At 73.5% G+C, this 12,508-nt stretch carries 10 protein-coding genes; 2 read left to right on the forward strand and 8 right to left on the reverse strand.

Annotated features, from left to right (window positions below; translation table 11 throughout):
* The 4 genes from VIG76_RS08360 to VIG76_RS08375 all read right to left on the reverse strand — a co-directional run.
* Positions 1–1,695: cation-translocating P-type ATPase (locus VIG76_RS08360; RefSeq protein ID WP_331953059.1), on the reverse strand; the 1,695-nt coding region annotated here is incomplete at its 3' end.
* Positions 1,696–1,804: 109 nt separating this feature from the next.
* On the reverse strand, positions 1,805–2,602 hold the full coding sequence (pflA, locus tag VIG76_RS08365) for a pyruvate formate-lyase-activating protein (RefSeq protein WP_331953061.1): 798 nt from the start codon (positions 2,600–2,602) through the stop codon (positions 1,805–1,807).
* A complete protein-coding gene (gene pflB / locus VIG76_RS08370; RefSeq protein WP_331953063.1) occupies positions 2,568–4,835 on the reverse strand; it encodes a formate C-acetyltransferase in 2,268 nt (755 codons plus the stop codon). The genes pflA and pflB overlap by 35 nt, the downstream gene beginning before the upstream one ends.
* 97 nt (positions 4,836–4,932) lie before the next feature.
* A complete protein-coding gene (locus VIG76_RS08375; RefSeq protein ID WP_331953065.1) occupies positions 4,933–5,346 on the reverse strand; it encodes a pyridoxamine 5'-phosphate oxidase family protein in 414 nt (137 codons plus the stop codon).
* 156 nt (positions 5,347–5,502) lie between these two features.
* Here VIG76_RS08375 and ppsA point away from each other — a divergent pair, with 156 nt between their 5' ends.
* The gene (gene ppsA / locus VIG76_RS08380) at positions 5,503–7,941 is read left to right on the forward strand and encodes a phosphoenolpyruvate synthase (RefSeq protein ID WP_331953067.1); all 2,439 of its coding nucleotides are present in this window, start codon (positions 5,503–5,505) and stop codon (positions 7,939–7,941) included.
* A 61-nt stretch (positions 7,942–8,002) separates the two neighbouring features.
* On the opposite strand, the gene VIG76_RS08385 is transcribed toward ppsA, so the two are convergent.
* The gene (locus VIG76_RS08385; RefSeq protein ID WP_331953069.1) at positions 8,003–8,446 is read right to left on the reverse strand and encodes a pyridoxamine 5'-phosphate oxidase family protein; all 444 of its coding nucleotides are present in this window, start codon (positions 8,444–8,446) and stop codon (positions 8,003–8,005) included.
* A 254-nt stretch (positions 8,447–8,700) separates the two neighbouring features.
* Between VIG76_RS08385 and VIG76_RS08390 the strand changes: the two genes are divergently transcribed.
* Positions 8,701–9,138 (forward strand): Hsp20/alpha crystallin family protein, encoded by a 438-nt coding sequence (locus VIG76_RS08390; protein WP_331953071.1) that lies wholly within the window; start codon positions 8,701–8,703, stop codon positions 9,136–9,138.
* 57 nt (positions 9,139–9,195) lie between these two features.
* Here VIG76_RS08390 and VIG76_RS08395 read toward each other — a convergent pair whose 3' ends face one another.
* The 3 genes from VIG76_RS08395 to VIG76_RS08405 all read right to left on the reverse strand — a co-directional run bounded on the left by VIG76_RS08395 (position 9,196) and on the right by VIG76_RS08405 (position 12,380).
* A complete protein-coding gene (locus VIG76_RS08395; RefSeq protein WP_331953073.1) occupies positions 9,196–10,098 on the reverse strand; it encodes a universal stress protein in 903 nt (300 codons plus the stop codon).
* On the reverse strand, positions 10,095–11,396 hold the full coding sequence (locus tag VIG76_RS08400) for an arginine deiminase family protein (RefSeq protein ID WP_331953075.1): 1,302 nt from the start codon (positions 11,394–11,396) through the stop codon (positions 10,095–10,097). The genes VIG76_RS08395 and VIG76_RS08400 overlap by 4 nt, the downstream gene beginning before the upstream one ends.
* Before the next feature lie 69 nt (positions 11,397–11,465).
* Positions 11,466–12,380 (reverse strand): universal stress protein, encoded by a 915-nt coding sequence (locus tag VIG76_RS08405; RefSeq protein ID WP_331953077.1) that lies wholly within the window; start codon positions 12,378–12,380, stop codon positions 11,466–11,468.
* Positions 12,381–12,508: the final 128 nt, after the last annotated feature.

The following is a 12,508-nucleotide window of genomic DNA, read 5'->3' on the forward strand; positions in this document are numbered from 1 at the left end:
TGCCGATCCGTCCGCGATCTGCTGCCCGGTCACGACGGGCTCCGGCGTCCCTTCGACCCCGTCGAGGATGCCGACGGAACGTGCGACAGCGCGGGCCGTCGCCGGGTGGTCCCCGGTGATGAGCACCGGGGTGATGCCCGCGGCCCGGCACGCCCGGACGGTGGCGAGGGCGTCGGACTTCGCCGGGTCGTCGATCGCGACCAGGCCGAGCAGCCGGAGTCGCGCGGATCCGATCGGCGCTCCCGCCGGGATCAGGCCGGAGGCCACCGCGAGCACCCGGAAGCCGCGTGCCGCGTAGTCCCCGGCCACCTCGAGGACCGCTCGACCGGCCGCCTGATCGGACGGCTCGGGCATCCGCGCGAGCACCGCCTCCGGCGACCCCTTCTGGACCACCAGCAGCGCATCCCCATCCCCCGGCACGGCGTGCACGGTCGTCATCGCCTGCGAACGGCTGTCGAACGGCACCTCCCGCACCCGGTGGTGGTCACGCTCGAGCCCGTCCCGGGACATGCCGAGCTTGCCCGCCGCGGCCAGCAGGGCGACCTCGGTGGGGTCGCCGATCCCCTTCCACCGCTCCCCCGGGACCTCGGGCGGGTGCAGCGACGCGTCGTTGCACAGGGCGCAGGCCTGCAGCAGGTCCATGACGTCCGGCACCGACCCGGGCTGCAGCGGTGCTCCCCCGCTGGTCACCGCGCCACGAGGCTCGTACCCGTCGCCGTCGAGCCGGACCGTCCGCTGCGGCGTCCACAGCTCGCTCACGACCATCCGCGCGTGCGTGAGGGTGCCCGTCTTGTCCGTCGCCAGCACGGTCACGGAGCCGAGCGTCTCCACCGCCGGCAGCCGGCGCACGATCGCCGACCGGTCCGCCATCCGCCGCGCGCCGAGGGCGAGCGCGAGCGTGACCACGGCGGGCAACGACTCGGGCACCGCGGCCACGGCCAGGCTGACCGCCGTGACCACCATGAGCTCGAGCGGCTCGCCACGCACCAGGCCCGCGGCGAGCACCACGATCGACAAGCCCACGGCGACCGCGGCAAGGACCCGGCCGAGGCCCGCGAGCCGTCGCTGGAGGGGCGTGGCGTGCGGGCGGGTGTCCAGCAGGGCCGAGATCCGGCCGAGCGCGCTGTCCCCCCCGGTCCTGGTCACCGACATGACCGCCCGGCCTCTGACGACGACCGTTCCGGCCGACACCTGCTCAGGCCCGGCCTCGCCGTCCGGCCCTCCACGTGCCACCGGGACCGATTCGCCGGTGAGCGCGGACTCGTCCAGCAGGAGGGAGGAGGCCTCGAGCAGCTCGCCGTCCGCCGGCACGATGTCGCCCTCCGCCAGCAGCACGACGTCACCCGGCACGACCTCCGACGACGGCACGGAGACGTCCTCCCCGCCTCGCCGGACCCGCACCGACGGCGCGCTCAGCTGCGCCAGCGCCGTGATCGCCCGATCGGCGCGGATCTCCTGCACCCCGCCGACGACGGAGTTCGCGGCGATCACGATCGCGATCACCGCCGCGTCGGTGAGGTCGCCCGTCAGGACGGTCAGCACGCACGCGCCGAGCAGCACGAGGATCAGCGGGTCGCGCAGCTGCATCAGCAGGGTGGACCACATGGACATCCGCCTCGGGTGGACCACCTCGTTCCGGCCGCCGGCAGCCAACCGGCGTCCGGCCTCCGCGACCGTCAGCCCAGTCGTGCTCATCCGACGACTCTCCGGGGCACCCCGCAGCAGCGGGAGGGCACTACGGCCCGGCCCGGCCGGCAGCCCGAAGGCCCGAGCCGAGGTCGCCGACCGGGCCTGCGGCGGCGGGTCAGAACACCGGCACCCCGAGCTCGCGGAACCGGCCACGGACGCGCTCGAGCAGGGCGTCATCCGGGCCGGCGGTGTCCTCGAGCGCGTACGGGATCGCGAGGTCGTGCCACTTGTGCCGGCCGAGCTGGTGGAACGGCAGCACCTCGATCCGGTCGACGGTGCGCCACCGCTGCACGATGCGAGCGACGGCGTCGACGTTCTCCGGAGCATCGGTGAGGCCGGGCACGAGCACGAACCGGACCCACATGCGGTCACCCCGCTCGCTCAGCCGGTCACCGAACCGCACGGTCGGCTCGAGCGCGCGGCCCGTGACCGCGCGATAGGTGTCCGGCAGCCCGGACTTGACGTCGAGCAGCACGAGGTCGGTGACGTCGAGCATCGAGTCGGGCACCTTCGCCCCGAGGAAGCCGGAGGTGTCGAGCGCGGTGGAGACCCCCATCCGACGGCACTCGGTGAAGAGGCGCTCCACGAACACGCGATGCTGCAGCGGCTCACCGCCGGAGACGGTGAGCCCTCCCCCGGTGGCGTCGAACACCGGGCGGTAGCGGCGGACGCGCTCCACGACCTCGGTCAGCGTGGTGGGGACGCCGTCCCGGGCACGCCAGGTGTCGGGGTTCTCGCAGTACAGGCAGCGCAGCGGGCAGCCGTTCAGGAACAGCGTCATCCGCGTTCCGGGCCCGTCGACCGCGGTCACGAGCTCCCAGGAGTGCACCATCGCGACGTCGCCGCGACGGCGTTCGGCGAGCAGGCGCGGCGGCCGATCAGAGGGCGTCGTGGAACGTACGGCTGATGACATCGCGCTGCTGCTCCTCCGTGAGGCGGATGAAGCTGACCGCGTACCCGGAGACCCGGATCGTGAGGTTCGGGTACGACTCCGGGTGCTCCATCGCGTCGAGCAGGGTCTCGCGGTGGAGCACGTTGACGTTGAGGTGGTAGCCGCCGGCGGCCGTGTACGCGTCGAGCAGCCCGACGAGGTTGCCGACCTGCTCGGGCAGGTCATGGCCGAGCCCCGTCGGCACGATCGTCGAGGTGAGCGAGATGCCGTCCTGCGCGTCGGCGAACGGCAGCTTCGCGACGCTGAGGGCCGAGGCGAGCATGCCGTGGGTGTCGCGGCCGTTCATCGGGTTCGCCCCGGGCGCGAAGGGCGCCCCGGCCGCGCGCCCGTCCGGGGTCGCGCCGGTCGACGCCCCGTAGACGACGTTCGAGGTGATGGTGAGGACCGACTGCGTGACGGTCCCACCGCGATAGGTCTGGTACTGCCGCAGCATCCCCATGAACCGCTGGACGATCGTGACGGCGATCGCGTCGGCGCGGTCGTCGTCGTTCCCGTAGGACGGGAAGGTGCCGCGCACGTCGTAGTCGACCGCGAGGCCGTCCGCGTTCCGGATGGGGCGCACCTCGGCGAAGCGGATCGCGGAGAGCGAGTCGGCCGCGACGCTCAGCCCGGCGATCCCGCAGGCCATCGTCCGAAGGATCTCGCGGTCGTGCAGCGCCATCTCGATCCGCTCGTACGCGTACTTGTCGTGCATCGCGTGGATGCAGTTCAGGGCCTCGACGTACCGGCCGGCGAGCCAGTCGAGCACGGTGAGATAGGCGTTCCAGACGGTGTCGTGATCGAGCCGGTCGCCCGTGATGGGCTCGAGCCCCGGGACGACGAGCTCGCCGGTCAGCTCGTCGCGGCCGCCGTTGATCGCGTAGAGGAGCGCCTTCGCGATGTTCACCCGTGCGCCGAAGAACTGCATCTGCTTGCCGAGCCGCATGGGTGACACGCAGCAGGCGATCGCGGCGTCGTCGCCGCACGCGCCGCGGATCAGGTCGTCGTTCTCGTACTGGATGGCGGAGGTGCGCACCGAGGTCTCGGCGCAGAACCGCTTCCAGCCGTCCGGCAGCGCCGGGCTCCACAGCACGGTGAGGTTCGGCTCGGGCGCCGAGCCGAGGTCGTTCAGCGTCTGGAGGTAGCGGAACGCGGTCCGTGTGACGAGGTGGCGCCCGTCCTCGCCGATGCCCCCGAGCGTCTCGGTGACCCACGTCGGGTCGCCCGAGAACAGGGCGTCGTAGTCCGGCGTGCGGAGGAAGCGCACGATCCGCAGCTTGATGACGAGGTCGTCGATGAGCTCCTGCGCGTCGGTCTCGGTGAGCACGCCGTCGGCGAGGTCGCGGTCGAGGTAGACGTCGAGGAACGCCGCGTTGCGGCCGATCGACATCGCCGCGCCGTTCTGCTCCTTCACGGCGGCGAGGAAGCCGAAGTACAGCCACTGGATGGCCTCGCGCGCCGTCGCGGCCGGCCGGCCGATGTCGAAGCCGTAGGACTGGGCCATGGCCTCGAGCTCCTGCAGCGCCCGGATCTGCTCGGCGACCTCCTCGCGGTCGCGGATGACCTCCTCGCTCGACCACGAGTGGTCGAGCTCGGCCCGCTCCCCCCGCTTGGCCTCGATCAGCGCGTCGACGCCGTAGAGCGCGACGCGCCGGTAGTCGCCGATGATGCGCCCGCGGCCGTACGCGTCGGGCAGCCCGGTGATGAGGTGCGAGTGCCGGGCCTTCAGGACCGCGTCCGGATAGACGTCGAACACGGCGTCGTTGTGGGTCTTGCGGTACTCGCTGAAGATCCGGTTGAGCTCGTCGGAGACGGGGTAGCCGTAGGTGCGCAGCTCGGCCATCACGAGCCGCCACCCGCCGAACGGCATGATCGCCCGCTTCAGCGGGGCGTCGGTCTGCAGCCCGACGATCAGCTCGGCGTCCCGATCGATGTAGCCGGGGCCGTGGGCGGTGATCGAGGACGGCGTCATCCAGTCGACGTCGAGGACGCCCTTGGCGCGCTCCTTCGGCAGGAGCTCGGCGATCCTCCCCCAGAGCGCCGTGGTCCTGGCCGTCGGGCCGCTGAGGAACGAGGCGTCGCCGTCGTATCGGCGCACGTTCGCCTGGATGAAGTCGCGGACGTCGATCGCCTCGCGCCATCCGGTGCCGGCGAAGCCGCGCCAGGGATCGGGCGTCTCCTCGAGCGTGGTCCGATCGTGCGTGGTCAGCGTCATAGCGGGCTCCCTTCCCACGAGGAGGGTGCCGCGTGCGTGCCCGCAGGTGGAGAGCCTTTCGTCCCGGGCGCCCCGGGAGGAGCCGGACCGCGCGGCGTCAGGCCGCCGTCGTCCGGTGGCGGTCGAACCGCCGGCCCTGCACCTCGATGGGCAGCACCTCGATCCGGCGGACCGCCCCGTCCTTCAGCGCCCACGCGTCGACGGGCGCGCGGTCATCGTCCACGGGGACGGGCAGCAGCGGACCCCGGACGACGACGCTCCACGCGTCGTCGTCGGTCCAGCCGTCGACCTCCAAGGTGACGGCACCGCCGATCGCGCGGCTGACGATCGAGCCGGGCCTGCTGCCGAGCAGCAGCCGCCGGCCACGGGGCGCGACGTTCACGGGGACGACCTCGATGCGCCCGTCCGCGAGGAACGCGAGCCGGCACACCTCCGCTCGCGCCAGGCGCTCCCAGCACTCCTGCTCGCTGAGGTGCTGGAGGTCGGTCCGGCCGGCCGTGTCCTCGGTCATGGTGCGTCCTCCCCGTGTCCTCCGCGCAGCGTGCCGCCCGGGACGGCCGTCCGGCAGAGCCTTTCGGCCCCTGGACCGCGCGGGGACCTTCGCCTCTGCCCCGTCACCGGCGGGGTGGGTTGCGTGACCGCCCATACGCCCGAGGAAGGAACTCCCATGTCCGATCCCTACATCCGGTTCTTCGAGGAGCTGACGCTCGAGGACGTCCCCTCGGTGGGAGGCAAGACCGCCTCGCTCGGGGAGCTCGCGCGCATCGGCGCCGGCGTGCTCGTGCCCGACGGCTTCGCCGTCACCGCCGGCGCCTACCGCCGGACACTGGAGGCCGCAGGCGCCTGGGGGCCGCTCCGGGCGGCGCTCGAGGGCCTGGATCCGGGAGACGTGGCCGACCTGCAGCGCCGCGGGGCGGCCGCCAGGCGGATCGTGCACGACGCCGGCCTGCCCGAGGAGATCGCCGAGGGGATCCGGGACGGGTACCGGCGGCTCCGCGAGGAGTACGGCGAGGACGTGCGGCTCGCCGTGCGGTCGTCCGCCACCGCGGAGGACCTCCCCGACGTCAGCTTCGCGGGCCAGCACGAGTCCTACCTCAACATCGGTGGTGAGGCGGCGCTGCTCGAAGCGGTGCGCCGCTGCTTCGCGAGCCTGTTCACGGACCGGGCGATCCACTACCGCTTCGACCGCGGGTTCGACCACTTCTCGGTCTCGCTCTCGGTCGCGGTGATGCGGATGGTGCGGGCCGACCTCGCGTCCTCGGGTGTGCTGTTCACGCTCGACACGGAGTCCGGGTTCCGCGACGTGGTGTTCATCACCGGCGCCTACGGGCTCGGCGAGAACATCGTGCAGGGGGCGGTCGACCCGGACGAGTTCCTCGTGCACAAGCCGACCTTCACGATCGGATCGAGAGCGGTGCTCCGGCACCGGCTCGGCGGCAAGGCGATCCAGATGGTGCTCGGCCCGGTCGGCGAGAACCCGCCCGTGCGCAACGAGCCGACCCCGGACGAGGCGAGACGGCGCTACTGCCTCACCGACGCCGAGGTGCTCACCCTCACCGAGCGCGCGCTCACCATCGAGGAGCACTACGGGCGCCCGATGGACATCGAGTGGGCGAAGGACGGGGTCGACGGACAGATCTACATCGTCCAGGCGCGCCCGGAGACCGTCGCCAGCCGCACGTCCGTCACGAGCTTCGAGACCTTCCACCTCGGCACGCACGGCGCCGCGATGATCGAGGGCCGGGCGGTCGGCGAGCGGATCGCCTCCGGCACGGTCCGCCGGGTCCGGCGCCTCGCCGACCTGCGCGACTTCGAGGCCGGCGACGTGCTCGTGGCCGAGACGACGACCCCGGACTGGGAGCCGGTGCTGCGGAAGGCGGCGGCGGTCGTCACCGACCGCGGCGGGCGGACATGTCACGCGGCGATCGTCGCCCGCGAGCTCGGCATCCCCGCTGTGGTCGGCACGGGGACGGGCACGGCGGACATCCCCGACGGCGCCAGGGTCACGGTGTCCTGCGCGGAGGGCGACACCGGCGCCGTCTACGCGGGCGACGTGCCCTTCTCGGTCGAGCGGACGGACCTGAGCGGCCTGACCCGCCCCGCGACGAAGGTGATGGTGAACCTCGCGGACCCGTCGGTGGCGTTCTCGACCTCGTTCCTCCCGGTCGACGGCGTCGGGCTGGCCCGGATGGAGTTCGTCATCAACCAGTGGATCGGCGCGCATCCGCTCGCCCTCCTGCATCCGGAGCGCGTGCAGGACGCGGACGTGCGGCGCCGGCTGGCGGCGCTCACCGCGGGCTCCCCTGACGGCGCGACCTTCTTCGTCGACCGGCTCGCGGAGGGCATCGGCACGATCGCGGCCGCCTTCTGGCCGAAGCCGGTCGTCGTGCGGATGTCCGACTTCAAGACGAACGAGTACGCGGCCCTCCTCGGCGGGACCGACTTCGAGCCCCGCGAGGACAACCCGATGCTCGGCTTCCGCGGCGCAGCCCGCTACGGGCATCCGGCGTACGAGGAGGGCTTCGCCCTCGAGTGCCGGGCGATCCGCCGGGTGCGCTCCGAGATGGGGCTCGCGAACGTGATCCCCATGATCCCGTTCGTCCGGCGCGTCTCGGAGGCCGACTCGGTGCTCGAGCGGATGAAGGAGCTCGGGCTCGAGCGCGGCGTCGACGGGCTGCAGGTGTACGCCATGTGCGAGATCCCGAACAACGTCATCCAGATCGACGCGTTCGCCGCGCGGTTCGACGGGATGTCGATCGGCTCCAACGATCTGACGCAGCTGACGCTCGGCGTGGACCGGGACAGCGCGATGGTCGCGTTCGACTACGACGAGCGCGATCCAGGGGTCCTCGAGCTCTTCGCGCTCGCGATCGCCGGCTGCCGGCGGGCGGGCATCCATTCGGGCTTCTGCGGCCAGGCGCCGTCCGACTACCCGGAGGTGGCGGGATTCCTCGTGCGCCAGGGCATCGACGCGATCAGCCTGGAGCCCGACAGCGTGCTGCGCACCATGCGGTACCTGGTGACCGAGGAGGACTCCCTCGAGGCGGCGGCCGCGGCGGACGTCCTCACCGAACCCGCGCTGGTGCTCCCCGACGTCGCGGTGTGACAGGAGGCGGGGCCGGCCGGATCACCCGGTCGGCCCCGCTGCTGCCCGTCGTCCGAGCCGGTCACCAGTACCAGGGGACGTCCGAGCGCGGATGACGCGGGAACGACCGGCCGCTGACCGTGCGGACGACGAGCTCGACCACCGTCGAGCGCGGTCCCCGGTCATCGGGCGCCCACGGGGCCAGCCCGATCTCGGCCTCCCGCGCGAGCACATCGGGGTCGGGGTCGGGGTTCAGGTCGCCCTGGGCCACGACGCTCCACGCCGTCCGGCTGCTCCAGCCGTCGATCTCGAACGCCACCGGCCGGCGCTGCGGCGTGAGCAGGTCCGCGTCGGACACGGTCCGGAACAGCAGGCTGTGGCCGCGGACCACGTAGTTCAGCGGGACGATGGAGACGGCGTGCCGTCCGTCGAACGCCAGCCTGCCCACCTGGGCGCCGAGCAGGCGATGCCAGCACTCGGCCTCGTCGAGGTGCTCGACATGGTCCGTCGTCGTCGTCATCGTCATCACTGCCACGCTCCGTTCGTCTCGGCGCCGCCGGGCATCGGCGGCGCCAGGAGCCTGCCGTCGCGGGCGGACGGCGAGCAGTGCCGAAGGTCCTGCCCGACCGCCGAAGCGCTTCCCGTCGCGTCCGCTCGCGCTCGACGAGGGCCTCCTGCATCCCGGGCGGAGAGGGTGGCCGAAAGGCCCTGCAGCCGGCGGGAAGCGGCTCCTACCGTGCACTGCGTGCCGGTCCCGGCACACCGACGAGAGGAAGACCGATGCCCAGGAACCTGATCCGATTCGACCCGCTGGCGGAGCTCGCGAACCTGCAGAAGCAGTTCTTCGAGGACGGCCTGATCGGGCCGCTGCGCACCCAACGGCGGCCGGCGATCGACGTCTACACGGAGGACGACTCGAGCATGACCGTCGAGGCCCACCTGCCGGACTTCGATCGGAACGACATCAGCGTCGACATCGACGGTGACGCCCTCGTGCTCCAGGCCGAACGGCACGAGCGCGAGGAGGACCGGACGAAGCAGTACGTCGTGCGCGAGACCAGCTCGAGCCTCTACCGGAGGATCGTGCTGCCGGAGCAGGCGGACCGGGACGCGATCTCGGCCGACTTCCACGACGGCGTGCTGAAGATCGTGGTGCCCTTCACCGAGCTGCCGAAGCCGAGGCGCGTGCAGGTCGGCGGATCCGGCCAGGCGGCGTGAGCGGCGGGGCCGGGTCGGGTCGATCCGACCCGGTCCGCCGCATCGGCCCGGCCCGGGTCAGCCCGCGACCCGGTCGGGTGTCACGATCGCGACCGGGCAGCTCGGGCGCTCCAGGACCCCTCGGCTCACGGAGTCGGAGAGGTCCCGGTCGATCCGGCTGAGGCCGTGCGAGCCGACGACGATCAGGGATGCGCCCTGCTCGGCCCGGACGAGCGCGGCGACGGGTGCGTCGTGCTCGAGCAGCGGGGCGACGCGCAGGTGCGGATAGCGGGCGACGGCCCGGTCCAGAACGGCGCTCAGGCGGCCCCCGGCCGCGGCCTCCGCGGCCTTCCGGTCGATCTCGGCAGCGTATGCGGGTGGGGGTGTGCCGGTGAGCTGCCACGCGTGCACGAGGACGAGCTCACGGCCGAGGACCTCCGCCTCGTGCGCGGCGAAGTCGAGCGCGCCGTCGTCGCTGCCGTCGCCCTCGACGCCGAGGACCACCGGTCCGCCCGAGCGCTCCCATCCGCGCGGCACGACGACCGTCGGGCAGCTCGCCGCCTGCGCGACCTTCGTCGAGAAGGAGGCGACGAGATGCCGCGACATGCCCACGCGGTTGGTGCCGAGCACGAGGAGGTCCGCGTCCTCGGCGGCCGCGGTGATCCTGGTCAACGGGTCGCCCGCGACCACGCTCGCCGTGCAGACGACCGAGGCGGCGGCGGAGTGGAGGTAGTCGGTCACCTGGTTGACGGCGCGATCCGCCGCCCAGTGGGGCCGGCCGGTGTCCCAGCCCGGGCGCTCCGGCACGTCGACGACGTCGAGCGCCGTCACCTCCAGGGCGTGCGTGGCCGCCCGATCGGCGATCCAGCGCATCGCCGAGAGGCCGGCGAGGCCGCCGTCGGTGGCGAGCACCACCCGTTCGGCGTGGCGATCGGACAGCGGTGCCGGACGCTCGCGGATGGTTCCGGTGGTCGTGCTCATGATGGCTCCTCCAACGCGTCCGCGGGGACCCCGCGGAGATGATCGGCGGCAGCGTCCCGCCGGGCGGCGGACCGGTCCAGGGCCGTTGGTCCCGGCTCGAGCGCATCCCGCTCCACGGGCAGGACCACGCGCCGCAGGCCTCCGGACCGGATCACCTGCTCGGGCTCGTGCTCGCCCGGCAGCCCGCTGACGTCGACACCCGCCCGGTGCAGCAGGAGGCTCGTCGGGTCGCCGACGGGCGATGCGGTGAGGACGCCGCCGGGGCCGGTCACGAGGAAGTGCTGCGGGCCGTGGCCGCCGGCCGGGACACGATGGACGACCGGGCGCTCGTCGAGCATCCTCGGCAGGTGGTCCCGGAACGGGCGCGGGGCGACGGCGACGAGGGCGGGACCGCTCGGGTCCTCCCCCATCCGCAGCTCCCAGGTGACGGCGTCGTCCGAGAGGAGCGCGGGATGCACGAGGGCGGTCCGCCGGTCGAGGAACCCGACCAGCTGGTCGAGGCGGTCGACCGGCGCCGGCTTCATGGAGACCGCGAGCACGCGGGGCACCCCGGGTTCGGCGAGCAGCGAGAGCGCGAGCTGCCGGGCGCCGCGGAGGTTCGAGTGCCGTCCGACGCCGACCACGACGCTGCCGTCGGGAGCCGTCTGCACGTCGTCGCCGTCCACCCCGGCGTCGTGCCGGGGCAGCTCGGGGTCGGGGCGGTACCGGCGCGGACGCATCTCGGCGAACGCGGGGTGCGCCGCGGCGATGACCCCGTGGACGGCGATCGCGCGACGCGCCTCCCGGCCGGGCAGCAGGGCCGCGAACGGCCGGACCCCGGCCGCGACGAGCGGCTGACGCAGCGACCGCGATGCCGACAGCGGCAGCGCCAGGTACTGCGCCCGGTCCGGTGACCGAGGATCCCGGTCCCGATCGGTGGCGGGGATCCCGCGCAGGATCATCCATGCGGCCTCGGCGCCCGCGGCGTCCGTGAGCGTCGCGACGATGCGCGCCCGGGTCGCCGGGGAGGACGCCTCCAGCGCGGCCACCCGCTCGGCGAGCGCACGGAGCACATGCTGATCGGTGAGGACGTCGCCGAGCAGATCGAGCAGGCGCAGCACCCGGATGCCGCGCTCGGCGAGCGCGTCGGCGAGCACCGCGTCCGGGCCGCCTCCCCGCACATCGAGGACGACCGTCCGGAGCACGCCCGACTCGGACCGCGCGCCGCTGAGCGGGCGCGGGAAGGCGAACGCGGGCGGGATCGGATCAGCTGCATCGGTCCGCCGGAGCACCGGCGATGGGCGATCGATCGTGCGCATGCGCTCGACCCTCGCTCGATCGACCGCGGCTCGGCAGTGCCGAAGGACCCGGATCGCCGACCGATCCGGTCACGAGGTCGGCCGGCGCGCCGCCACGGGGCCGCGGACGACGAGGACGGGGCAGTCGCCGTGCGCGGCAGTGGTGATCGCGACCGCGCCGGTGAAGGCCTCGACGAGTGCGCTGCGGCTGCGGATGCCGACCACGAGCAGATCGGCGCTCCGTCCCTCGTCGACGAGCACCGCCGAGACGCCGCCCTCGCGCACGACGTATCGCACGGTGCCACGCCGCGAGGGCGCGACCGCCACGGCGACGGCCGCCTCCTGCTGGGCACGAGCCACCGAGCCGAGCGCGTCGTCCAGGTCGTCCGTCCCGTCCAGCTCGCCGGCGAACCGCGGCCAGACCGTGACGACGTCCAGGCGGGCGTCCAGCACCTCGGCGGCGCGGTCGGCGGCGGCGAGCGCGTGGATCGACGGTGCCTCGCCGTCCACGCCCACGACCACCCGCCGGCTTCCCGGCTCGTCCACCGCGTCGGTCGGGCTGATCCGGGCCCCGCCGCCCAGCACGAGCACCGAGCAGGCGGCGTGCACCACCGTCGACATGGCGGTCGAGCCGAGCAGGAGCGAGCGGAACCCGCCGTGGCCTCGGCGCCCGACCACCACGAGGCTCGCCTTCTCGCTCTCCCGGACGAGCGCCGCTGACGGGGCGCCGACGTGCACGACACGTTGCAGTGCCGCGGGTGGCCGGTCGCCGAACGCGCCGTCGATCGCCGCGGCCTGGACGTGCTCCATCTCCCGTCGGAAGTCCGGGAGCCACAGCGGCGTGCGCCCGAAGGTCGGTGCCTGCGACCAGGCGGTGACGACGACGAGTGTCGCGTGCATCAGCTCGGCGGCCCTGGCCGCGGCGCGCAGCGCTCCGATCGAGTCGTCGGATCCGTCCACGCCGACGACGACGCGGGTCTCGTCAGCGGTCTCAGGGGTGTCCATGCCCTGATGGTGCGGGGCTCCCGACGACGCGTCGCAGGGGCGAAGGTCCTGCAGTGCCGCTGTGGCAAGCCGGACCTCGCTGCTCGAGGACCTTCGGCCCTGCCCGACCGGGCCGCGACGCCCCAGTG

Source organism: Amnibacterium sp. (genome assembly GCF_036559085.1).
In the GTDB taxonomy this organism is placed as follows: Bacteria; Actinomycetota; Actinomycetes; order Actinomycetales; family Microbacteriaceae; genus Amnibacterium.

Bases quoted from the DNA above. Each gene is read 5' to 3' on its own strand.
- pflA (WP_331953061.1), bottom strand. From the start codon at position 2,602: ATGTCATCAGCCGTACGTTCCACGACGCCCTCTGATCGGCCGCCGCGC.
- pflB (WP_331953063.1), bottom strand. From the start codon at position 4,835: ATGACGCTGACCACGCACGATCGGACCACGCTCGAGGAGACGCCCGAT.
- VIG76_RS08375 (WP_331953065.1), bottom strand. From the start codon at position 5,346: ATGACCGAGGACACGGCCGGCCGGACCGACCTCCAGCACCTCAGCGAG.
- ppsA (WP_331953067.1), top strand. From the start codon at position 5,503: ATGTCCGATCCCTACATCCGGTTCTTCGAGGAGCTGACGCTCGAGGAC.
- VIG76_RS08385 (WP_331953069.1), bottom strand. From the start codon at position 8,446: ATGACGATGACGACGACGACGGACCATGTCGAGCACCTCGACGAGGCC.
- VIG76_RS08390 (WP_331953071.1), top strand. From the start codon at position 8,701: ATGCCCAGGAACCTGATCCGATTCGACCCGCTGGCGGAGCTCGCGAAC.
- VIG76_RS08395 (WP_331953073.1), bottom strand. From the start codon at position 10,098: ATGAGCACGACCACCGGAACCATCCGCGAGCGTCCGGCACCGCTGTCC.
- VIG76_RS08400 (WP_331953075.1), bottom strand. From the start codon at position 11,396: ATGCGCACGATCGATCGCCCATCGCCGGTGCTCCGGCGGACCGATGCA.
- VIG76_RS08405 (WP_331953077.1), bottom strand. From the start codon at position 12,380: ATGGACACCCCTGAGACCGCTGACGAGACCCGCGTCGTCGTCGGCGTG.